The following is a 21,818-nucleotide window of genomic DNA, read 5'->3' on the forward strand; positions in this document are numbered from 1 at the left end:
AAGATAAATTGGGCGGAACTCATGATGCTGGCTTTTCAATTGCACCATCACTTCACGCATGGCGAAGTTTTGCAATTGCTCGAGCAACAATCGATACAACCAGTCGATCCCAAGCTCAGACACAGTGCCAGACTCGGGTTGTTTTTTCGCAGGGGTAATGGCATCCAGATCTATGGCTATCTGCACGCCGTCGAACAAGACATGTTCAACAAAGGCCTCACGACTTATCAGGGTCTGCCAGAAATCGAGCTTTACTTCCGTACGTTTGATGATCAGGGTAAAGGGAAGCCCTTCCTGCGGCGGTAACACCAGGTTGCTGACCATCAATGCCGGACCAAAAGCCTGCCATTCAGCGGCCAGTTGGGTCACCTGTACCTTGAGGCCATAATTATCCCAAAGGTAAGCAGTGACCTTGTCTTTGGCTTGATCCAGCTGTGGCAAAAGACTGCGGATAAGGCTTACTGCCAGCGCAAACAGCACCAGCAACATTGCCAAAGTCAATCCACAAACCCGGCCTACATTGGCCGGACGCCAGAATCCCGCCACTAGACCATTACCACATCGAACTTATTCTGGGCATACAGAGGCTCCATTTGCACCCGGATACGCTTACCAATATAGACTTCCAGTTCCGCCACATGGTGACTTTCGTCGCCACTCAAACCGGCATGCACCGCCGGGGCGCAATAAACCAGAAAGCCATCTGATTCGTAGGCTTTATTCAGGCGGATAATTTCGCGGAAGATTTCGTAAGAGACAGTTTCAACCGTTTTCATGGAGCCACTGCCACGACAGGCAGGGCATTCACCGCACAATACATGCTCCAGACTTTCGCGGGTGCGCTTGCGGGTCATTTCAACCAGACCCAGCCCCGAAAAGCCGCTGACATTGGTTTTAACCCTGTCGTTGGCCAGCGCTGAGTTCAGACTGGTCAACACCCGTGCTCTGTGGTCTTCGCTGAGCATATCGATAAAGTCGATGATGATGATGCCACCGAGGTTTCTAAGCCGCAGCTGACGGGCTATCGCCTGGGTGGCTTCGAGGTTGGTGTTGAAAATAGTTTCTTCCAGATTGCGGTGGCCAACAAAGGCACCGGTGTTAATGTCCACCGTGGTCATGGCTTCAGTCTGGTCGATGATAAGATAACCACCGGACTTAAGCTCAACTTTGCGGCCCAGCGCCCGTTGGATTTCGTTTTCCACATCGTAGAGGTCGAAGATAGGTACCGTGCCGCTGTACAGCTCAATTTTCTCTTCGAATTCAGGCATAAACTCCTGAGCAAACTGTTTAAGCTCTTCAAAAGTGCTGCGGGAATCCACCTGAATACGGTCAAGATCGGTGCCGACAAAGTCACGCACAATACGCACCGGCAAGGCCAAATCCTGATACAACAGGGTACAGCCCTTACGCTTGCGACGCTCGGTAACCTTGGCCCACACCCGGCGCAGGAAAGAGGCGTCCTGACGCAACTCATCTTCACCAGCGCCTTCAGCCGCTGTGCGAATAATGAAGCCACCATCTTCATCAACAAAAGGCTGAGTCACGTCTTTCAGACGAGTGCGTTCTTCCTCAGATTCAATGCGCTGAGACACGCCCACATGGCTTGAACCGGGCATAAATACCAGATAACGGGATGGCAAGGTGATGTCTGTGGTCAGACGGGCCCCCTTGGTGCCGAGGGGGTCTTTAACCACCTGCACCATGATATCCTGCCCCTGACGCACAAGCTCTGCGATGTCGCGCACCACGAAGTTGCCTTTTTCCACATCGGCCACACACTCTGTATGAGGCATGATATCGGAAGCGTGCAAAAAGGCCGCTTTATCGAGCCCTATGTCAACAAAGGCGGCCTGCATACCCGGCAACACCCGGCTGATCCGGCCTTTGTAAATATTGCCCACCAAACCGCGTTTCATGCGTCTTTCGATGTGCACTTCCTGCAATACACCGTGCTCAACCAAGGCCACCCTAGCTTCATTGGGCGTGACATTAATCAGCAGTTCAGAGCCGATTTTGCGGGGATTTTTCTGACTGGAATAACTTGGGCTGCTCACGGTTTCCCCCTCAGGGAGAGTCAGTTAAACGAATGTCGACGGCGCCGCCTTAAATCAGGGAAAACGCGGCCAGCAGCCGACGGGTCTCAACCAGGGGAAGTCCCACCACGGCGCTGTAGCTGCCGTTGATGGCTTTAACGAAAATACCGCCAAGCCCCTGAATACCATAAGCTCCGGCCTTGTCCATGGGCTCACCGCTGGCCACATAGGCCATAATATCGGCTTCGCCAAGACAAGCGAACTCCACCTTGGTGGTGACAGTGTCGCACAGAGTGCGCTTGCCGTCTGTGAGGGCAACGGCGGTCATGACTTCATGGTGTCGACCCGATAGCGCGGCTAACATGCCACAGGCATCGGCTTTATCAACAGGCTTACCAAGCAGCTGGCCATCGAGCACCACTATGGTGTCTGAACCCAGCACCACAGGGGAGTCAAATTCGGTACACATAGCCAGACCGGCCCTGGCTTTTTCGACCGCAAGCCGGGCGACATAGTTCGCGGGCAGTTCATCTGCCAGTGGGGTTTCATCAATATCGGGGTTAACCCGCTCAAAAGCAAAACCGGGCACACCCAGTCCGGCCTGAGCAAGCAACTCACGGCGACGAGGGGATTGGGAAGCCAAAACCAAACACATTGGACTTTATCTCACTTTGTAATGGCGACGCAGGCGGCGCAGGAACCAAAACACCCACGGCCAGAGAATCAAACTTGATAGCATTGGCCAGAACATGGCGTTGCTGTAACTTGCCTTGGTCAGCACATATTGCAACCAAAACACCACCAGATGAAATACCCCAACCAACACGGCAATCAGTAACGATTGCTGCAAAATCGTAAAGTTGCGCATCCGCTGAAAGTGCATGGCAACGACGTAGATAACCAGCGAGAATCCCAACGCCCGTATACCCAGGGTGGCACCGAGTAACACATCCAATACCACGCCCAACACCCAGGCGGTAAGAATGTTGTATCTGTGTGGCAACGCCATTGTCCAATATATCAGCACCAACAAAAGCCAATCAGGACGCCAGTCATCAACCACTGCAGGCAGTGGCATGATCTGAAACAACACACCTACAAACAGTGTCAGCCACACCACAATGCGGCCATTGGGAGCCTGCAAACTCATTGAACAGTCTCCTCTGGTGATTGGCTTTCGGCTTCTGCTGGCTGGGTGGTCTCTTGGGCAGGTTCACTGGGTGAGTTCCTGTTCATATCCGGCCAAATCAACAGCAAATAGCGGATTCTGTCGAGTGCCGCCAGCGGCTGCGCCATCACCCTGGCATAGGCTTGGGCATCATCACGGGATACTTCTGTCACCCTGGCAACCGGATAACCTTCCGGAAAACGTCTCCCCAACCCTGAAGTCACCAGCAGGTCGCCCACTTTCACATCCGTGCTCTTGGCGACGTGCCTTAACTCGACCTCATCCAACTCACCTGTACCATTGACTATCATACGTACGTCATTACGGGTGATACGCACTGGAATGGCATGGCTGGAATCGGACATCAGCAGTACCCGCGAGGTAATGGCGCTGACCTCAGTAACCTGACCAACAACGCCCTGAGAGTCCAACACAGGTTGCCCCACATAGACCCCGTTTTGGCTGCCTCGGTTAATCACAATATGTTGATGAAAGGGATCGCTGGCCACCTGCATCACTTCAGCAACCATCTTGCGGGCGTCCATGTGCAGCGGTGAGCCCAGCAAGGCTCGCAGACGTTCATTTTCCTGACGCAAATGTTCAAAACGTTGCAGGCGCTCACTCATCAACACTTGCTGACGCAGCATTTCGGCATTTTGGCGCTGGAGCATGTTTCGGGTAGCCAAGGTTTCAGCGACGCTGTCGAGCATGTCGCCGGGCACGTTGGCCAGATATTGCATAGGGCTGAGCAGGGTTGCCATGGATTGACGCACCGGTGCCAGGCGATCATTGGCCACAATAAGAAGCACCGACAAAGCAATTGCCAGTGTCAGTCGAAATTGATTGGAGACGCCACGAACAAAAATAGGCTTCATAAAATAAAGGAGGCGGTAGTCTCACCGCCTCTTTCGTCCCCGGAAATCAGTTTTCTTCGGAGAAGAGATCGCCACCGTGCATGTCGATCATCTCCAGCGCTTTACCACCACCGCGGGCAACGCAGGTCAGCGGATCTTCGGCCACCATCACCGGTATGCCGGTTTCCTGCATCAGCAGACGGTCCAGGTCACGCAGGAGCGCGCCACCACCAGTGAGCACCATGCCACGCTCGGAAATATCAGAGGCAAGCTCTGGTGGAGACTGCTCCAGCGCCACCATCACGGCGCTGACAATACCCGACAGCGGCTCTTGCAGGGCTTCGAGAATTTCGTTGCTGTTAAGGGTGAAGCTTCTTGGCACACCTTCGGCCAGATTACGGCCACGCACTTCAATTTCCAGCACTTCATCGCCTGGATAGGCAGTACCTATGGTGTGCTTGATGCGCTCGGCAGTGGCTTCACCAATCAGGCTGCCGTAATTACGGCGTACATAATTGATGATGGCGTCGTCAAACTTGTCGCCACCGATACGCACAGAAGAAGAATAAACCACGCCGTTCAGAGAGATAATAGCCACTTCAGTAGTACCGCCACCAATATCCACTACCATGGAACCTGTGGCTTCAGATACCGGCAAACCGGCACCAATGGCTGCCGCCATTGGCTCTTCAATCAGATACACTTCGCGGGCACCGGCGCCCATGGCTGATTCACGGATGGCTCGACGTTCAACCTGAGTGGCTCCCACAGGCACGCACACCAGCACACGTGGGCTGGGGCGGAAAAAACTGTTGTTGTGAACCTGCTTGATGAAGTGCTGCAGCATCTTCTCGGTCACATAAAAATCGGCAATTACACCATCTTTCATGGGGCGGATTGCCTGAATATTACCAGGTGTACGTCCGAGCATCAGCTTGGCTTCGGTACCCACAGCAGCGACGGACTTTTGCCCTGAGCTGTTGCGTTCGTTACGAATTGCCACCACCGAAGGTTCATTCAGTACGATACCTTCTTCGCGAACATAAATAAGGGTGTTGGCGGTACCCAGGTCGATCGAGAGATCATTGGAAAAAATGCCACGCAGCTTCTTGAACATGTAACCAGCCTGTTTTTCTGAGGAGCCAGGGAAAAGAAAAATCAGCTAACTTTATCAATGCCACCCTGATTCCACAAGACCGCCGAGGTTAACAAAGGCTAATGAAGTGATTTTTTTTGAACAGGAAGTAAGGCGGTGAAAAATGCGCCAGTTTTTGATGATTATTAACGCAGTTTTACCGCCTTGAAATACATTGATTGTAAGTTGAATGTCAAAACCGGTGAAGAAGCATGCATAACCAGTAGCCAGTTTGGTGTCCCTGGACACCAAACTCACCTTAATGCACTTCGCGCCAGAAAATAACCCGATCATCTCCCCTGAAGCGTCCAAAATAGGCGCTGGATCTGGGATCAAACAAGCCATTGGGTGAGCTGTTGTCCCAATTCCAATACCATTTCAGCCAATCGGGCGTGTTCAAAGGTGCGCTAACCTGGCCACGATACAAGGGGCTGCCCAGCGCCTGCCAGTATAAATCAAGCATACCGGCGCTGAACCGGGCGGGTGTTGCACTGCGCACTATGCTTTGTCCCGCGCTCAGATCCGGCTCGAAAACATAGCCCAGCGCAGAATCATCCATCTGCGGTGCTGGCAAAGCCGGATTAACCAGGGTGCAACTGTCATCGACCGACAAACCCCAGCCGCTGCCCTGCCAAATCTGGGTTCTGGCAGTCATTCGCAGGATTTCATTTTCCGGGCCGTAGGTGTTTTCCAGCACCAGACGGCCATGACGCATCTTGATGGTACCAAGGCGCTGGCCACTGCAGCTATTGGTCAGACTGCAGTCGCCAGCGGTATCCGGCTTCATATCCCGTGGCGAAATCTGAGTATTGTTGCTGTCGTTATCATCCACCCTGAGGCCGATATCCAACAATTCGAAGGGGCCGTCGGCATCCGGCGCTGCTGTGCGGGCAAATTGGAACTGATTGTCAATATCGAAGCCCATGACCCCCGCTTCCCATGCGCCGCCCAGCGCAGACAATCGCCCTGAAAGATCATGACCATCATCATAATGCTCGCCCAGCAGAACCGCGGTTCCCTTGGCAAAACTCCCCTGATAGTTCTGTGTCACCACAGCGCCAAGGTTGTGCGCCTCGATTGTCATGGCAAGCGGTGTTGGCTGATCCATATAGCTGAACCCGCCACAACCCGGGATCAGGGACACATCTTTTACGGCAAAGGTGGCAGGCACAAAACGCCCCAAAGGTGCTGACCAGGCTATGGGTATGGTGAAAGCCGTACTGCCCAAATAACTGCCGACAGCCCCGGTGCCGAAACGGAAAACACCCACCTCGCTGACACTCTGAGTAACCTGATTGGCCCCCGACTGCGGCTGATGGTTATATTGCGTTCTGCCCACATTACCCTGCACACCGGGAACAGGCGCAACCAATTGATGAATAAGCGGTAAGTCAGGCATGGCAAAGTTGGGGGTTGTCTGGGTATTGTCACAATAATCGCTGTCATTATCGGACATCCAGGCGTGGGCGCTGATATTCAGGTTGAACGCCTCACCGGCTTTTTTATATACATTGCAGCTGGCATCTCCGGCTGTGCAAACCGCAGTATCATCCTGCGGCTTGATGCATAACCCCGCCGGAAAACTGACAAAACTATCACTGCCATCGAGCTGCAGGTTACCTTCACTGGCATTACCAAGATATCTGGCATTCAATGCCACCCGCCCGGCATCCGGATAATTCAGGTTAAGGCTCGCACTGCCAGTGGCGTCAAAGTTCAGGGTTACCGCAGCAGCTGTGCTGAGCGAGGTGCCAATATCCCCGGAGTTGACACTGATTCGAGGCGCTCCAGTCACACTGGCTGGGTTGAGAAAGTCACTCCAGAACAGCACATTTTTGGCGGTACTTTGAAAAGTGGGCACACACTTCTGGGATTGCAGGTCTGTTCTGACGGCACTGATGGATACAGTAACAGGCTTGCCAGCCAGCTTGTCTGGCACATCAAATAGCAAACCGCTGTCAGCAAAAGACAGCGTACAGGCTGCAGCGGACGCTGCACCACTGCCGCGCTGGCACTGGGTTGGATTAGCAACAGCCACACTCGCCGAGGCAACACCTATGGTAATCGGTGAGGCGGCAAGGGTATGCCATAGATTTTTGATTGCCACGCCATTGGATAAACTGACCAGATTCCCCCCTTCCCAACCATTCACAGCATTGTTCGCAAACAATTCAGCTACGATGGAGGAAGTTTCCACTGTGCTGCATGACGCATCCTTACAGGCATAAACTGCCACCGGCTCAGCTTTGCAAGTGAGTGGGGAGTCACTGTACCTCAGTAAAAAATGATCAATGCCAGTCGTACCGCCAGGCTCACACATGCCACCAAAATCAGCGTCGCCCAGCACTCCCAAATCAATTATCGGCGTGAAATTGCCCCCGGAGGGCACACTCCCCTGCACTGCAACAGCACCAATGACAGTGGCATTACCACTCATCACTATGCTGCCTTCAACGTAAAGAATGCCGTTAAAGGTATTATGCCCGTTGATATAAAGATTACCGCGCACATACACAATCAAGTCGGCAGCATTGCCACCAATATTGATATCGGAATTTTTAAGGGTCAGAGAATCAAAATAGAGGCGGGTGCTGGCGCCATGGGTGCTGATATAACTGCCTTTATCAAAGCTGCCACTGGCGAAGTTGAAATCGCCGGGGCTAAAGGCGTCGCCCCGGTTACAAAAACTGTTTTTCCCTCTGGTGTTGCAGATAAAATTGCCTGATTTCGACGGTAAATCCGCAGGCGGCTGCATCCCCGGGTTATTCGGCCCCGTGGGTGGTTTGGTAAAAACATCACTGCACTGGGGCACGGCGCTGGCAAGTGGCAACCACAACAGCAATGTAAACAGCAGTGCAATTCTATTCCACATCACGGGCAGTGACCTCCACGGCTCGGCTTACACGCAAATCTCCACTTTGGCACACCGCATTGCTGACTATCCGGTATTGGATTTCGCCATCAACAGCATAGGCATTGCAACTCAGGGTGACTGCACAGCCATGAAAACCCACCACCGCCGGTGGCGTCCAGTTTGCTGAGGCGTTACAGCTGGCAGCACCGCCACCGAGCGGGAAAAGTTGCGCCATTGCCACATCGGCACCGCTGTTTGCTGCCGCAAGCGCCCGCGTGCCCCACACTTCCAGGGTCAGAGCCTCATCACCATCACTGCTGATGCGGATAAGCGCCGCCGCCAGCAGAAACATCACGGTAATAACAAAGATACCAACGATAAGTACGCTGCCCTTTTGCCGGCGATGGGCAGCCAAGCCTGAGCGATTAGGGAACATTGATAGTCTGCACCTGATGTTGATATTCAAAGGTTTGGCCATTAACCGCAAAGCCCATATCCATCTGCACCACGGCATTATTGATAAGAGTGGAGCCATGCAATGCCAAAGGCGCCGCTGATGTGAGGTTTTGCGCCATCAGTGCCGCACGGCCATTCCCTCTCATTACCGCCAAGTCTGGCTGCACTGCATTAAAGCCATAATTGTCATAACGCCACAGACCGATGCCACCACCAACCACTTGCACCACACAGTAACTCACAGGTTGGTTAGCAAAATACATCCGTTGCCTGGGCGACGCCTCTGCAAAACGCACCGCATTGGCAAATTCAAGTTCGATACTGTTTGCTGATGCTGTGACCTTCTGCAGTACAAAACGTTTGCCCAAATTGCCTGGAAAACTGCCGTATACATCGGTTTCTGTCAGCGGGTATACAAACGCCCACTGCCCCTCGGCTACGGCGCTGGCTGGGGCATCACGGAATACGGTTGCCGTTTTTGCTGCAGGCCCCGGCGCTAACCCAAGTGTCAGATAACTGCTGCTGGCGGCAATGGGTACCAGTTCAAGGCACTGCCAGCTTTCACTGCCGGCACTGCCACTTCCAAGCCTGAGGCTCCCTGGCAAAGCGCTGCGGATATCACGGGTCATGCGCTCGATGGCATAGCGGCTCTCACCAGTCGCCTGCTCCACCGCTGATGATTCAACAAAAATCCGGGTGCCGAAAATAATAAAGCTGCTGACGCCCACCGCCAGCACCCCAAGCACCAGGATCACAGTGACCATTTCCACCAGGGTAAAACCCCGTTTTTGACCTATTAGCCTGCGCATCAATAGTTACTCCTCAGCGCATGGTAAGTGATCACTTCGCCAGCCGGAGTAGTGACATTAATGGCAATAAGCTTGTCCACTGCACTGTTGGCGCTGGTTACCTCCACGGACAAACCATAGCCCGGATATCTGTCGCGGTAAGTTTCACTCGAGTTGAGTATTAAAGAGTCCTGAACCAAACCGTGGTAATCATCCACATCGTCAAAATCGTTACGCCCCTCCCCCGCTTCCGGGCCCATAACACTGCTGCAGGCTGGGGCGCCTGTGCTGCCACAGGCTGGAACACCACCATTGATATTGCTGTTGTCATCGTAGCGTTTACCCCAAATTTCATTGAGGATGGCATGGGCAAGCTCAGCACTTCGTACCCGCTGCAACGTCAGCCCGGCCCTGTCGGCCTGAGGAAACAGCATGCTGGAAATCATCACCAGCGCAATGGCCAGCACCAGCATACCCACCACCAGCTCTATCAGGGTAAAGCCTTTGGCTTGCTTGCACTGAACCACGGATGCGTTAAAGGGCATGGATATAACCCTCTGATTCCACTGCCAGCGTCAGGGTTTCATCGGCAATGACCGCGATACAGGCGCCATTACAGCCGGTGGCGGGAAGACGGCCAAGGGCATCAAAATCCAGCTGAAAACTGCCCGCACCCGCCATGCGTAAACGACTGCCCCCCTGAAAGGGTTGCCAGCTCAGCGTTAATGAGGCTGCGCCGCTGCAAAGGTTGCCAACTCTCGCAGGAAAGCGCAGTTGGCGGTAGCCGTTGGCAGGGTCCACTTCGATGCGGATACAGATATCGGTGTTATTCATTGCCAGCAGCTGCGCCTTACGCAGTTCAGCCATAAATTCATTCCTGAGACTGTAGGCGCTGTAGGAGGATGAAGGTATAAGTCGCGGAATAGCCACCACCGCCAGCACTCCTATCAGAATGATGGTGGTTACCAGCTCGACCAGGGTAAATCCCCCAGTGCGGCTGTGCATTGCATGAAACTTGAATCGCTGGCTGTGCATCCCGTGTCCACCGGCCTGGTGTCAGTCCTTCAAGTTTCCAACAACTTGGGCCACAAGGCAAATACACTGCGCCCAAGTATTTGCCGTTAAAGTAAAAAGGCCCGCTAAGCGGGCCTTTTTATCAATACTGTCAGCAACCAGTGGTAGTTACCGTAATGGTTGGCGTTCCACCTTGCGCCGCTTGAACGTATTCAAGCTTGCACGCTGCTGCTGGGGAGGCAACATCTGCCGGAGCACCGCGCTGCCAAATGGTTGCACCGTTTGCAGGCGTTCCAGCCAAGAATACCCACTCACCTGTACCAGCGGCTGTCGGTGAACTGCCAGCATCTAAATCAATGTCCATACCAGCTTCAAAGGCTGCCAAGGTTGGTGCCATATAACCATAAACAACTGCGACATCCGCAGTCCCCCCAATGTCGATATTCGCAGTTGCCTTGCGTTCATCGCCAGCCAGCGCAGCTTTAGAATACACCAGACTGTTTGCACCTTGTATGGCGCCCTTCAGGCCTTGGAGTGCTGATTCTCTTGCATCCGACTGCAGGTTGATAAACTTAGGTGCTGCCGTCACGGCCAGAATACCGAGGATGATGATTACCACCACCAACTCAATCAGGGTAAAGCCTTGTTGCTTTCTCATTAAATTCGCCTATTAACAATCGGTTACTGTCAAAACGTACGTAGGCAGAGTAGTGGAGGTGGCCGGTGTATAATTTAACCGGCACGAATCAGTACCTTTTTTACCTTTTGGCACAATGATAAAAGACGCATCACTTTCATGAATAACACCAAAATCACCAGTCGCAGCGGTTGCTGTACCGGTAATGGCTTCAAACGTCATGTCCATCGCTTTTTCAAGATTTGTTTTGACCGTAGCCGAATCGGTAGCACTATCCAAATACCCATAATCTGTCGTTACTGTAACGCCAGTATCAATAGTGACTGTGTCGCCAACCGTTTTATTCTTGCCAGCAATCGCGGCTTTGGAGTAAATCAGGGTATTGGCCCCCTGAAGTGCAGCCTTTACACCCTCTACCGTGGATTTGCGGGCATCCGATTGCAGGTTGATAAACTTAGGTGCTGCCGTCACTGCCAGAATACCTAAAATGATGATTACCACCACCAACTCAATCAGGGTAAAACCTTGTTGTTTTTTCATGAGAATCTACCTTCTTTTATAACTGAAACCTGATAGTCAGGGGTTGGTAAAGCTGAGCACCTTACCGGTACCCGGATTGTAAGTAATGCCTGAAGCCCCCGGGGTGGAAAGATCCGGTGCAGGATTGGCTATACCTGTGTTGGGGTCAAGCGCCAACGAAGAAACCTGATGATAAACACAGAGATCCAAACCGTTAACCGTTTGACCGGAGAGATCATTACTGCTGCCACCGGCACCGCCAATCACTCTGGTGGTATATCTCTGCTTACGGGCATCTTCTGTGTAAAGTACGTTACGCGGTGTACTTTGCAAAATCAGGTTGAAGACCTGCTGACAACTGCTATCAGTCATGTCCGTGGCCGAAAAATTGCTGTCGCCGGTGGGGTAACCAAAGCGCTTGTCGAGGCCAATCTGGGTACCATCCAGCAGCACATAACTATTGTTGCGACCATCGATTTCCCACTGGGCACGCACAAAACTTACCGCTGTGACCAGGCCACCTGCGACCGCATCAACACTGGCAGCTTCCGCTTCATCGGTGATATTAAGAAATCTCGGAATGGCTGTTGCCGCCAATAGTCCGAGGATCACAATCACAATCACCAGCTCTATCAGAGAGAAACCCTGCTGTTTAGCCTTCATAGATGCCCCCAAGAGTACATTTCTCCATTGTAGCAGCAAAAATCATCTTGAAAAGTCCCATATATTACAGTTAATTAGTCTGCGGTGACCGAGGTCACCTTTCCTGTGTGCGGGTCATAACTCAATCCACTGCCCGCATCGCCGAAATAGTCACAGGTGCTTTTTTTGTCATTGAAAAACACCACCACAGGCTTTAATCCCTCATAGCCCAACAATTGCTGCCACAAACGCAAACAGCCGTCATCTGTTGCAGCAGGTGGTTGAGGCCAACCTGTGTTACTCATGGTGACCAGCTCTGCCTGAGCCGGACTGTGTCGGCCAAGCATTTCCCACTCCAGCTTCAACACCTCACCACGGCCCTGTCCCAGCCACTTTGACCTCGCCATGGACACTATATTCAGCCAGCGAGTTTGCTCCAGCGCCATACGATTGGATGCAATGGAATCGAGGCTGCCGAAATAACGAAAGCCAACAATGGCAAGCAGTAGCATCAGCACTATCACAGCCAGAAGCAATCGGTATGTCCCTATCAGATCACTTTCTACATCACGCTGGGATGGCATTATCCCCCCTTGACCACATTGAGCATGTCCCACATGGGAAGGTAAATCCCCAGCGCCAGCACCAATACGATAGCCGCAACTATACCAATCAAAATCGGCTCCAACTTGGCTGTGAGATTTTTCAGGTCGTAGTCTACTTCGCCTTCATAAAAATCCGCCGCATCATTGAGCAATTGTTCAAGCTGGCCGGTTTCTTCACCTACTGCAACCATTTGCAGTACCAGTGGGGTAAAAAGCTTACTCTGGTTCGACACCCTCAGCATGGATTCACCGGATTCAATCCCCCGACGCATGGCAACAATCTTGTCATGCATATAGGCATTGTCCACCGCATCAGCCACCAGACTCAGCGCCTGGGTCATGGGGACGCCGGCGCCCATCATCATGGCGAAACTGCGACAATATCGGGACAGGGTTGAGCGCTCAAGAATCGAGCCTACTGCCGGCAAGTGCAGTTTCCATTTATCCCACTGCTGCTCACCTTTTTCGGTTCGGTGCCAATAATTAACGCCACCAATCACTGCCACCAACATCAACGCCAGTAACCACCAGTAGTTGACGAAAAAGTTGGACGTGCCAATCAGCAGTTTGGTTGCCCAGGGTAATTCAGCGCCAAACTTGGAGAACATGTCCGCAAATTTGGGGATAACCATGATGTTGAGGATCACCATGGCAAGACCGATGGCTATCAACACAAACACCGGATAGCGCATAGCTGACTTGATGCGACGACGGGTTTCCTGCTCCCGCTCAAGATACCCCGACAATTGAAGGAACACATCTTCCAGCTTGCCGGTGTTTTCCCCCACATGCACCATAGACACAAACAGCGCATCAAATACGTCAGGATGATGGTTCATTGCCGAGGACAATGGCCGCCCCGCAGTCAACTGTACCGAAATATCATCCAGGGCGTCCTTCATTTGTTGCGAATGGGTGGTTTCGCTCAGCCCGGCGATTGCCCTAAGGATCGGGATGCCGGAACGTGTCAGCGAGTACATCTGCCGTGTAAAAATTTGCAACTCTTCAAGGCTGACTTTGCGGCGAAACAGCGAGCTGAAATCCAGGGTGGCTGCGTCTTCTTTGGCTTGCACCAGTTCCAGTGGGATCACGGCCCTTTGCATCAACTGATCGGCAGCCGCATTTTCAGAGGCTGCATCCAGCTTACCGCTGACTTGTTGCCCCTGCGCATTACGCCCCCGGTACTGATACACAGGCATATTCAAACGTCTCCGGTTTCAAATTTCGCCACCTCTTCAGAAAGTGGCAAAGGCGTATCCGACATGTCTTCCACCAGCTTGGCCACCTCCTCGATAGTGGTCATACCCTTTTGCAGATAGTGCAGAGCCGAAACCGTTAGCGGGGTAAAGTTGGGACTGGCATGGGCTGCACGGGCAAAATCCTGCGGATTACCGGTACGCATGGCATCCACCATGGCGTCATCCAGTTCAAGCAGCTCAAAAATACCTATCCGGCCGCGATAACCGGTACCATTGCAGCTTTGGCAACCTGTACCAACACGGAAGCGGGCCGAGGTAAAATCATTGCCCTTACCGATGGTATTAAGCCAGGCACGCTCCTGCGGCACAGGCTGATAATCGACGGCGCAATTCTGACATACACGTCGAACAAGGCGCTGGGCAATGATCACCCTCAGCGCACTGGCAACCAAATAACTGGCCGCCCCCATATCGAGCAAACGCAGCGCAGAGGTTACCGCATCATTGGTGTGCAGTGTAGACAGCACAAAGTGACCGGTCAGCGCCCCCCTGAGGCCGATTTCCACCGTCTCGTGGTCGCGCATCTCACCCACCATGATGATATCGGGATCCTGACGCAAAGTGGTGCGAAGCACATTGGAAAAGTTCAAACCAATCTTATGGTTAACCTGCACCTGATTAATGCGCGGCAGCTGATATTCCACCGGGTCTTCCACCGTAATGATCTTTCTGTCGGCGGTATTAAGCTCACTCAAAATACCGTAAAGCGTGGTGGTTTTACCGCTACCCGTTGGCCCGGTAACCAGCAACATGCCATGGGGGCGTTTAATTTGTTTGCGAACCCGCTCAAGGATGTTCTGCGGCATCCCGGTTTCGTTGAGCGTCAGCAAACCGGCTGACTGATCCAAAAGACGCATCACCACCGACTCGCCGTGATAAATAGGCATGGTAGAAATACGCACATCTATCTTGTGGCCCTTGAGTTCCATATGAAAACGACCATCTTGGGGCAGACGTTTTTCAGAAATATCAAGTCCTGCCATCAGTTTAAGACGCAGTACCAGCGCAGCGGCAATGGTGACTTCATTAAGCACGGTTTCCTGCAAATGGCCATCGACCCGCTGGCGAATACGCAGCGATTTGTCACCGGGCTCTATATGAATATCCGAGGCTCGCATTTGTACTGCATCTTCAAAAATCGACTGCAACAATTTAACCACTGTGGTCTCGTTGTCACTGTCTCCGGCGGTTAACGCTGCAAGGTCGAAGGCTTCATCGGCCGCATATTCTTCTTCCAGCTGGCCGGCCATCTGTGCTATCTGTCCGGTACGTCTATACAGGTTATCGAACGCCTGCATTAACTGCGCTTCCGGTGCAACCGCCAACTCAATGCGCTTGGGCGCCAGCAATACTTCCAGATTATCCAGCGCCTGCAAATCAGCCGGGTCACTCATGGCAACCACCACGGCATCACCGTTGTCTTCAAGTACCAGAGCTCTGTAGCGGCGGGCCTGAACTTCAGGCAACAGATTTACAACCTCCGGCGGCACCGGGCGGCGACTGATGTCGATAAAGGGAATATTCAGCTGCTGAGACAGGAACTGCAGCAACTGGTCTTCACTGATATACCCCAAATCGATAAGTGTGCGCCCCAACTTGCGACCGGTTTTCTTTTGCTCCCCCAACGCTGTGATCAGCTGCTCTTCACCAATGATCTGCTCGGATACCAAGAGATCACCCAGACGCATCTTGAGTTTAGGTTTCATTGGTGCTCTCCCAACTGCATTAATCTGCTCTCCACAAAACGGCGGGCGTCTGCCGACAGCTCCTGCCCCCTGAGTGCCCGGCGATAATGTTCGCCAGCCTCAATAAAACGCCCCTGAGTATCCAGGGCATAGGCCAAACCCAAGCGCCAGGTCGAGCGCTCACTGTCACTTATAAGCAACTGCCGGTATGCCTGCTCAGCCAGTGGGTAATCTTGCGACTCTCTGGCAATATCTGCCTGCAACAGCCATTTATCGGCTGCCAGGGGTGAACCATCAGGAATATCACTGAGCAGGGTTAGCGATTGCTGCCGGTCGCCCTGCTCACGCCAGAGTTTTGCCAACAGCAAAGAAAATGAATATTCGTCGGGGAAACGGCTTTTGCCGGTTTCAAGCACCAGGATGGCGTCACTCATCCGGCCCTGACCATAACGCAGTGCCGCCAATTGCCTGCGAGCCTGATGACGTGCCGGTTCCAGCGACAAAGCTTCACCATAGTGTTCAGCCGCCTCTGTGAGCTTACCGGCATGCTCTGCATTCGCTGCCTTAATCATTGCCCGTTCAGCGCGCTCGGCGATAGACAGCCGCACTTCGGTCACAGCCATGTGACTCTGAGGCTTCGATTCTACAGTGGGCGATGAGCTTCTTACCGGCGATGACACTGCTGGCTCTTTGGTGGCGGCTCCTGTCAGTTGAGAGGTTTGCTCCGGTGCTGAATTGTTCACCGGATTTTGATTGTTACCTGCCGCGGGCACTGCAGAAACAGTGGAAGATACCTCTGGCAGAGGCGACTCCGGAGCCGCATCAGTCTCTATCTGCGGTGCGCTGGGCTTGTTAAGATTCTCATCCCCCGTGCCAAGGGAAATTGCTGCCGCCTCCGACACATTTGCCGGCGGAACACCAATCTGAGCCTGAGGGGCTGCGCCGGTTCCTGTGGGCTGCGCCTGCTGGAACTGCATGGCAATATAAGCAGCTGTGGCAATGAACACCAGCAACAGCAGCATCAGCCATACCAGCACAGAAGACCTCTGTCGCCCGGGCTGAACCGCAACAGCACGTGGCAGTTGCTGCACGCCATGCCCCTGCTGACGCTTATCCAAATCCTTAAGCATTTGATTGATAACGCTCACAACCCACCTCCGCGCCACCAAACACCCAGCGCCACCATACAGGCTACACTCGCCAGGGTTACAAAAGGCAGCCAGTAGGGCAACACAGAGCGGCTGGCATCTTCGGTGTCGGCAATGGCAGCCTTGACCTGGCGTCGACCTATGCGGGACATTCCTTCGCCATAGCCGAGCATCATAGCCTTGTGAGCAAGAATATTGATCAGTCGGGGGATCCCACGGGAAGCCCTTGCAAGGGTGGCAACCGAACCGCTGTCAAACAAGGACTCTCCAGAGTAACCTGCGACTCTGAGCCGGTGCGACAGATAAGCCTGGATTTCCTGTTTATCCAGCGGCCGCAACCTGTAGCTGAACGTGATGCGCTGGCGCAACTGACGCAAATGCGGCTCAGCAAGACGCTCATCCAGCTCAGGCTGACCAAAAAGCACTACCTGCAACAGCTTGCGGCTTTCGGTTTCAAGATTGGTAAACAGTCGCAAGGTCTCAAGACTGGCATCGGGCAATGCCTGAGCTTCGTCCAACACCAGCACCACACTGTGGCCATGAGCAGACAGCGCCAGTAGCTGCTGCTGGATAAGGCAGGTCAGTTGCTGCTGGTCGATATTGGCGGAATATTTAAGTCCCAACTCCAGCGCCAGTGCCCAACGCAGCTCATCCGGCGACAGGCAAGGGTTGGGTAAATAAGCACAACGCAGTGGTGCGGGCAATTCATTGATAAGCTTGCGTAAAATAAGGGTTTTACCCGTACCGACTTCACCGGTAACCTTGATAAAACCTTCACCTGTCTGCAATGCAGTTTGCAACACTTGCAGCGCCTCCACATGGGGCGCCAGCGCAAAAAAGAATCCGGTATTGGGCGTCAGCGCAAAGGGTGCCTCCGCCAAACCGAAGTGCTGCAGATACACGTTAGTTTTCCTCTGGATACCAGCGGTCCAGCAATTGCTTGGAGCGCTGCAGTTCCTTCTGCCAGGTACCGCTGACCACCACAGTAGGTTTGAGCAGGATCACCAGTTCTGTCTTGCGGGTCGCCTTACTGCGATTGGTAAATGCCTCACCCAACAACGGAATATCGCCCAGCAAAGGCACCTTGGACACCAGCTCAAGGTTTTCAGTCTTCATCAGGCCGCCAATCACCACTACATCACCGGAACTGGCTTTAATCACTGTGTCTGACTCACGAATTTCACTCTGGGCCAACGGCAGCTCAAGGTTGCTGTCACTGATCCTGATTTGCTTGGTTTGCTCTTTAACTTCAATCACCGAAGGGTGGACGTGCAGTAACACATTACCTTCAGCGTCAATCTGCGGTGTTACGTCCAGTGCAATCCCCGAGAAAAACGGCGTCAGTTCGACTTCAGGACTGGTGACCGGGGTAGTGCCAGCTACTGTTGTAGACGACACTTCTGTCACGAAGTATTCATCCTTACCTACTTTAATCACCGCCTTTTGATTGTTGGAGGCGGTAACGCGAGGGCTGGAAAGCACATCCACATCCCCTTGGGTATCAAGCAGGGTTATCATGGCACTGAAGTCAGAACCAGCGACTGACAAGGATGTCACACCGCCAAGTACGCCGGTAATCTGATCGGCAAAGTTGCCGCCGCTGGTCGAAAAGTTAAGTTTGGTATTACCGTCAGCCAAAGCACTGCCAGCAATTTCATTCCACTGGATCCCCTGCTGATAACCGTCTGACAACGTCACCTCAAGCACCTTGGCTTCCAGAATTACCTGCCTTTGCAGATGTGTTTCGGCGGTATTTAAAAACTCACGAACCTGACGCAATTCATTTGGCAAAGCTCTGACTGTGACCAATCCGGCCTGAGGAGTAACCACCACATTACGGCCACTGGCAGTTCCACCAATCAGCGTTTCCAGCGTTTCTTTCAACTCACCCCAAAAGTCGGTTTTGGTACGGGACTGGATGAAAGTGCCATTGGTGTTATTGCCATTATTGCCGTTGTTTGTGCCACCGTTATTGTTACCGTTATTGCCGATACCGCTGTTATTACCGTTGTTGTTGCCGTTATTACTGCCATTATTGGTGTTATTGTCCGAAATACGGCCTGACGTCACCGACGTCAGCGAGATCCCCATGCGCTCCATGTACAGATAGTTAAGCGGGAAAGTCTCGGTACGCATACCTGAGGGAAATACCCGCAAAACCTTACCTTCATGACTCACTTCGTATCCATAAAGGTCTTCAACTACCTGCAAAGCTTCGCTCAGGGTGACACCTTTAAGGGACAGCGAAATATTGCCCTGCACATCCGGATGTACTGCCATGCTGAATGGGGTGCCTTTCACCAGACTGGGGAAAAACACCCTTGCATCCACGTTGTTGGCGGCCACATCAAAGCGACGTTCAGGCGGCTGAACAGGCGCAAAAACCTGACTGCGACTATCGAGCTCCCGCGACACTGAGTCAGGCATTTTGGCAGGTGGCACAGTGGCATCAGCTTTAGCCGCGACCACCTCATTCAGGGCACCCTTTGACTCAACAGGCACGGGTCTGCCTGTGGTCTGGCAAGCCATCAGACACAATGCCAATACAGGAGTAAGGTACTTGAAACCGGAATTCACCATATCATTTATCTCTCTGTAATTGTCTGAAACAACTTGAGTGTTTTGCCATCCGACAGCCGGATAGAATCATTGCCGATGGCCACAATGCGAGCACTGCCAATGCTGTCTCCAATCGATAGAAGCTTGTCGCCCACCACGGCGTAATTGCCATTGGGGGATGTGATAATACTTTTTAACTGACTGCCGCCTCTGGCTGCAGCCGGCGCACTGTAATTTCCCGGTTGAGTAGGGTCCTTAAGCCCCTGCCCCGCCAACACTGGACCGACAAAAACACATAGCAGGCTAATGATTCGCCACACGGATAAAGTCCTCATTGATGCTTAAGGTATGCAACAACAGCTGCACTTCAGCCCGGGGATAAGCCTTGACCTGATAGTCAAGACGCTTCCAATAAAGTTGCTGCTCCATGCTCTCGACAGTCTGCACAAACCTGAGCACCGCAAAAAAATCCCCTTCCAGAGTCAAGGACATGCCATGGGAATAGAGATTCAATGTGGTTTGCTCCCCCAGGTCGAGCAGAGGTACAGGAGCAATGGACTCAAAAGAGGTCAGCTTAAGCCCCTGAGCCCCATCCAGCATTGTTGATAACACCGATGGCATCCTGTCTGCTGGCACCATGTCTACCATTTCATCACTCAATGCCTTATCAACTTTGGCATGTTCGGCCAACAACAGCTGCTTGCGCTGCAAATGGTCTCTGTTCGGGTCCTGTGCCAGCTGCTCGCGGTACATGCTGATTTGCTGACCGGACAGTTTGTTAGTCTGTGTGACATCCGCCAGCCGTTGCCTGGTAACGCCGGCCTCTTTCCATAAACTTTCAAGCGGGGTGGACAGCAATAAAAATAACCCCAGCAAACTTGCACCGAAAATAATGCCCCGTTCGCGGGAAGTCAGGGATTCATAGCGTGAGCCCAAAGCAGCAATCCGGCTCATGGGTTAACCTCCCTGAGTGCACCACTGGTAAGGACAAAGCCCAGCGGCCTATCCGGCTCCCGAGCCATGGTCATGGTGGCAAACTGTTTCCCTTTAAGGGTCTGCGTGGCATTCAGTCGCTCCACCCACAAAGGAATGCTTCTGGGATTGCTGGCATAGCCTTCGAAGCGCAACTCACCGTCAGCGACCAGGATCCGGCCAAGCCACACATTGCCATCGGCACTGCGCGCCAAATCGGTCAGCAAGGCGCCATAGCCATCACGGGTAAAGCGCTGCTGCTTGGCAATTTCACCCAACAGCAAGCGTTTGAGTTCCAAGCCGTCCTGCAGCTCTGTCACTTCCGCAACCAAGGCTGCATCAGGTTTATGACTGGCAATGCGCTGCTCCAGCTGCTGCTTCTCTGTATTGAGCTGTTGCTCCATGCTGCGGGCATCAGCCAATTCACTCAGTGCAGCCTGCAGCTGCCAATACACCAGTCCCATGCCAGACAGTATCAGTACCAACACCAGTGACACCGCCAGCTTTAATCTGGCAAAGCTTAACCTCAATCGGGCTGGTAATAAGGATTCATCGTAAAGGTTGATGTGGGTTCTGCTCATACGCGCTCCCCCATAAATTCACGGCAGGCCAGTTGGGCAAAAACATGACCAACGGGCAATGAGGATATTGCCGAAACAGGCTGGTTAAAATTCGCCCCGAGCAGACGAGCCAATGCAGCCACGGCACCTTCGGTAAGCACCTCGATACTGGCTACCGGAGGCTGCCGCAATTGACTTTCGAAGTAATCCATGGAGCGCTGCAGTTCAAGACTTAAGTTATCCGCAGCACCAAAAGCCAAATCCTGTTCATCAATCCGGTTTAGTTCTGCGAAACCACGCACCCGACGTTGCATCCACAGTTCACCACCTTTGACAACAGTCAGCAGCAATTCATTGCCAGGCACATGACTGACCACCATACGAGCCTGAGATTCTGCTTCAAATAAGCGCGCAGTCACCAGCTCTTCAATACCAATGCCCGCAACTTCACATTTTGCTTCGTCTACTGCGTGAACCAACTCTTCCAGAGCGCGGCGTGAAACACTGACCACTGTAATTTTGTTGCTGCTTGAATTGGGGGACTCAAAATAATCAATCTGAAGAGATGTGACAGGTTCAGAAACCATGTCCTTTACAGACCATTTTATGGCGTCCGACAAATCGGCTTCAGGGACCGATGGCTTATCGGTTAGCAGTAGTTGGTAACGACCTGCGCCGAGCACTATGGCCAACCTGCACGGGCCAAAATGACTTACAATGGTCGCCATTAAGTCAGACCAGCCATCACTGCGAAGCGGGATTTCCAGCACAGTTTCATCGCTGCTGTCTGCGGCAGTTACCCAACAGGTATCTGCCGACAGATATAGCCCCAATGCACGCAGTTCAGATTTTTTGTTAAAAAAAGAGAATCGGCCCATTGCACTCATATCCAATTGGTTATGCGGGTTGCCGTATGCCACTGCCATAAAA

At 52.9% G+C, this 21,818-nt stretch carries 24 protein-coding genes and 1 pseudogene; all 25 read right to left on the minus strand.

From position 1 onward, the window contains the following. Positions 1-495: pseudogene (locus ABYK60_RS08245) on the minus strand (DUF3971 domain-containing protein); the annotation flags it as partial. A gap of 50 nt (positions 496-545) precedes the next feature. Then, entirely contained in the window at positions 546-2,012 is a 1,467-nt protein-coding gene (gene rng / locus ABYK60_RS08250; RefSeq protein WP_372871560.1) for a ribonuclease G, read from the minus strand. A gap of 91 nt (positions 2,013-2,103) precedes the next feature. Then, positions 2,104-2,688: a nucleoside triphosphate pyrophosphatase gene (locus ABYK60_RS08255; protein WP_372871506.1), complete on the minus strand. Its 585-nt coding sequence runs from the start codon at positions 2,686-2,688 to the stop codon at positions 2,104-2,106. 6 nt (positions 2,689-2,694) lie between these two features. Further along, complete coding sequence (gene mreD, locus ABYK60_RS08260; RefSeq protein ID WP_372871508.1) at positions 2,695-3,183, minus strand: rod shape-determining protein MreD; 489 nt, start codon at positions 3,181-3,183, stop codon at positions 2,695-2,697. Then, positions 3,180-4,076: a rod shape-determining protein MreC gene (gene mreC, locus ABYK60_RS08265; protein WP_372871509.1), complete on the minus strand. Its 897-nt coding sequence runs from the start codon at positions 4,074-4,076 to the stop codon at positions 3,180-3,182. The genes mreD and mreC overlap by 4 nt, the downstream gene beginning before the upstream one ends. 46 nt (positions 4,077-4,122) lie before the next feature. Continuing rightward, a complete protein-coding gene (locus tag ABYK60_RS08270; RefSeq protein WP_011758587.1) occupies positions 4,123-5,172 on the minus strand; it encodes a rod shape-determining protein in 1,050 nt (349 codons plus the stop codon). A 54-nt stretch (positions 5,173-5,226) separates the two neighbouring features. Continuing rightward, a complete protein-coding gene (locus ABYK60_RS08275; protein WP_372871510.1) occupies positions 5,227-5,439 on the minus strand; it encodes a hypothetical protein in 213 nt (70 codons plus the stop codon). A 10-nt stretch (positions 5,440-5,449) separates the two neighbouring features. Then, entirely contained in the window at positions 5,450-8,062 is a 2,613-nt protein-coding gene (locus tag ABYK60_RS08280; RefSeq protein ID WP_372871511.1) for a DUF6701 domain-containing protein, read from the minus strand. Continuing rightward, complete coding sequence (locus ABYK60_RS08285; protein ID WP_372871513.1) at positions 8,052-8,480, minus strand: MSHA biogenesis protein MshP; 429 nt, start codon at positions 8,478-8,480, stop codon at positions 8,052-8,054. The genes ABYK60_RS08280 and ABYK60_RS08285 overlap by 11 nt, the downstream gene beginning before the upstream one ends. Continuing rightward, the gene (locus tag ABYK60_RS08290) at positions 8,470-9,309 is read right to left on the minus strand and encodes a PilW family protein (RefSeq protein WP_372871514.1); all 840 of its coding nucleotides are present in this window, start codon (positions 9,307-9,309) and stop codon (positions 8,470-8,472) included. Before ABYK60_RS08290 ends, ABYK60_RS08285 begins: the two co-directional genes overlap by 11 nt. After that, positions 9,309-9,833 carry a prepilin-type N-terminal cleavage/methylation domain-containing protein gene (locus ABYK60_RS08295; RefSeq protein ID WP_372871515.1) on the minus strand — a complete coding sequence of 175 codons (525 nt, stop codon included), beginning with the start codon at positions 9,831-9,833 and terminating at the stop codon, positions 9,309-9,311. Before ABYK60_RS08295 ends, ABYK60_RS08290 begins: the two co-directional genes overlap by 1 nt. Next, a complete protein-coding gene (locus ABYK60_RS08300) occupies positions 9,823-10,323 on the minus strand; it encodes a Tfp pilus assembly protein FimT/FimU (RefSeq protein WP_372871516.1) in 501 nt (166 codons plus the stop codon). The genes ABYK60_RS08295 and ABYK60_RS08300 overlap by 11 nt, the downstream gene beginning before the upstream one ends. A 130-nt stretch (positions 10,324-10,453) precedes the next feature. After that, positions 10,454-10,960, minus strand: coding sequence for a type II secretion system protein (locus ABYK60_RS08305; protein WP_372871517.1), 507 nt, complete (start codon positions 10,958-10,960; stop codon positions 10,454-10,456). A 12-nt stretch (positions 10,961-10,972) separates the two neighbouring features. Beyond that, positions 10,973-11,479, minus strand: a complete 507-nt coding sequence (locus ABYK60_RS08310) for a type II secretion system protein (protein WP_372871518.1) — start codon at positions 11,477-11,479, stop codon at positions 10,973-10,975. Between the two features lie 36 nt (positions 11,480-11,515). Then, the gene (locus tag ABYK60_RS08315) at positions 11,516-12,121 is read right to left on the minus strand and encodes a prepilin-type N-terminal cleavage/methylation domain-containing protein (protein ID WP_372871520.1); all 606 of its coding nucleotides are present in this window, start codon (positions 12,119-12,121) and stop codon (positions 11,516-11,518) included. Positions 12,122-12,195: 74 nt separating this feature from the next. Further along, positions 12,196-12,684, minus strand: coding sequence for a hypothetical protein (locus ABYK60_RS08320; RefSeq protein WP_372871521.1), 489 nt, complete (start codon positions 12,682-12,684; stop codon positions 12,196-12,198). Beyond that, the gene (locus tag ABYK60_RS08325; protein ID WP_372871522.1) at positions 12,684-13,904 is read right to left on the minus strand and encodes a type II secretion system F family protein; all 1,221 of its coding nucleotides are present in this window, start codon (positions 13,902-13,904) and stop codon (positions 12,684-12,686) included. The genes ABYK60_RS08320 and ABYK60_RS08325 overlap by 1 nt, the downstream gene beginning before the upstream one ends. 2 nt (positions 13,905-13,906) lie before the next feature. Next, positions 13,907-15,670 (minus strand): GspE/PulE family protein, encoded by a 1,764-nt coding sequence (locus ABYK60_RS08330; protein ID WP_372871523.1) that lies wholly within the window; start codon positions 15,668-15,670, stop codon positions 13,907-13,909. After that, positions 15,667-16,797, minus strand: coding sequence for a tetratricopeptide repeat protein (locus ABYK60_RS08335; protein ID WP_372871524.1), 1,131 nt, complete (start codon positions 16,795-16,797; stop codon positions 15,667-15,669). Before ABYK60_RS08335 ends, ABYK60_RS08330 begins: the two co-directional genes overlap by 4 nt. Continuing rightward, the gene (locus ABYK60_RS08340; protein ID WP_372871525.1) at positions 16,794-17,699 is read right to left on the minus strand and encodes an ExeA family protein; all 906 of its coding nucleotides are present in this window, start codon (positions 17,697-17,699) and stop codon (positions 16,794-16,796) included. Before ABYK60_RS08340 ends, ABYK60_RS08335 begins: the two co-directional genes overlap by 4 nt. Position 17,700: 1 nt before the next feature. After that, positions 17,701-19,377, minus strand: coding sequence for a pilus (MSHA type) biogenesis protein MshL (mshL, locus tag ABYK60_RS08345; protein ID WP_372871526.1), 1,677 nt, complete (start codon positions 19,375-19,377; stop codon positions 17,701-17,703). A gap of 5 nt (positions 19,378-19,382) precedes the next feature. Continuing rightward, positions 19,383-19,676, minus strand: coding sequence for an MSHA biogenesis protein MshK (locus ABYK60_RS08350; RefSeq protein WP_372871527.1), 294 nt, complete (start codon positions 19,674-19,676; stop codon positions 19,383-19,385). Continuing rightward, positions 19,660-20,310 (minus strand): MSHA biogenesis protein MshJ, encoded by a 651-nt coding sequence (locus ABYK60_RS08355; RefSeq protein ID WP_372871528.1) that lies wholly within the window; start codon positions 20,308-20,310, stop codon positions 19,660-19,662. Before ABYK60_RS08355 ends, ABYK60_RS08350 begins: the two co-directional genes overlap by 17 nt. Continuing rightward, entirely contained in the window at positions 20,307-20,909 is a 603-nt protein-coding gene (locus tag ABYK60_RS08360) for a PilN domain-containing protein (protein WP_372871529.1), read from the minus strand. The genes ABYK60_RS08355 and ABYK60_RS08360 overlap by 4 nt, the downstream gene beginning before the upstream one ends. After that, positions 20,906-21,814, minus strand: a complete 909-nt coding sequence (locus ABYK60_RS08365) for an MSHA biogenesis protein MshI (RefSeq protein WP_372871530.1) — start codon at positions 21,812-21,814, stop codon at positions 20,906-20,908. Before ABYK60_RS08365 ends, ABYK60_RS08360 begins: the two co-directional genes overlap by 4 nt. Between the last annotated feature and the right edge of the window lie 4 nt (positions 21,815-21,818).

The organism is Shewanella sp. (genome assembly GCF_041630135.1).
Classification (GTDB): domain Bacteria; phylum Pseudomonadota; class Gammaproteobacteria; order Enterobacterales; family Shewanellaceae; genus Shewanella.

Coding starts and splice junctions, on each gene's coding strand:
- ABYK60_RS08320 (WP_372871521.1), bottom strand. CDS start 12,684: ATGCCATCCCAGCGTGATGTAGAAAGTGATCTGATAGGGACATACCGA.
- mreC (WP_372871509.1), bottom strand. CDS start 4,076: ATGAAGCCTATTTTTGTTCGTGGCGTCTCCAATCAATTTCGACTGACA.
- ABYK60_RS08310 (WP_372871518.1), bottom strand. CDS start 11,479: ATGAAAAAACAACAAGGTTTTACCCTGATTGAGTTGGTGGTGGTAATC.
- ABYK60_RS08300 (WP_372871516.1), bottom strand. CDS start 10,323: ATGCACAGCCAGCGATTCAAGTTTCATGCAATGCACAGCCGCACTGGG.
- ABYK60_RS08290 (WP_372871514.1), bottom strand. CDS start 9,309: ATGCGCAGGCTAATAGGTCAAAAACGGGGTTTTACCCTGGTGGAAATG.
- mreD (WP_372871508.1), bottom strand. CDS start 3,183: ATGAGTTTGCAGGCTCCCAATGGCCGCATTGTGGTGTGGCTGACACTG.
- ABYK60_RS08355 (WP_372871528.1), bottom strand. CDS start 20,310: ATGAGCCGGATTGCTGCTTTGGGCTCACGCTATGAATCCCTGACTTCC.
- ABYK60_RS08365 (WP_372871530.1), bottom strand. CDS start 21,814: ATGGCAGTGGCATACGGCAACCCGCATAACCAATTGGATATGAGTGCA.
- ABYK60_RS08295 (WP_372871515.1), bottom strand. CDS start 9,833: ATGCCCTTTAACGCATCCGTGGTTCAGTGCAAGCAAGCCAAAGGCTTT.
- ABYK60_RS08360 (WP_372871529.1), bottom strand. CDS start 20,909: ATGAGCAGAACCCACATCAACCTTTACGATGAATCCTTATTACCAGCC.
- ABYK60_RS08270 (WP_011758587.1), bottom strand. CDS start 5,172: ATGTTCAAGAAGCTGCGTGGCATTTTTTCCAATGATCTCTCGATCGAC.
- ABYK60_RS08255 (WP_372871506.1), bottom strand. CDS start 2,688: ATGTGTTTGGTTTTGGCTTCCCAATCCCCTCGTCGCCGTGAGTTGCTT.
- ABYK60_RS08315 (WP_372871520.1), bottom strand. CDS start 12,121: ATGAAGGCTAAACAGCAGGGTTTCTCTCTGATAGAGCTGGTGATTGTG.
- ABYK60_RS08280 (WP_372871511.1), bottom strand. CDS start 8,062: ATGTGGAATAGAATTGCACTGCTGTTTACATTGCTGTTGTGGTTGCCA.
- ABYK60_RS08285 (WP_372871513.1), bottom strand. CDS start 8,480: ATGTTCCCTAATCGCTCAGGCTTGGCTGCCCATCGCCGGCAAAAGGGC.
- mshL (WP_372871526.1), bottom strand. CDS start 19,377: ATGGTGAATTCCGGTTTCAAGTACCTTACTCCTGTATTGGCATTGTGT.
- ABYK60_RS08325 (WP_372871522.1), bottom strand. CDS start 13,904: ATGCCTGTGTATCAGTACCGGGGGCGTAATGCGCAGGGGCAACAAGTC.
- ABYK60_RS08305 (WP_372871517.1), bottom strand. CDS start 10,960: ATGAGAAAGCAACAAGGCTTTACCCTGATTGAGTTGGTGGTGGTAATC.
- ABYK60_RS08330 (WP_372871523.1), bottom strand. CDS start 15,670: ATGAAACCTAAACTCAAGATGCGTCTGGGTGATCTCTTGGTATCCGAG.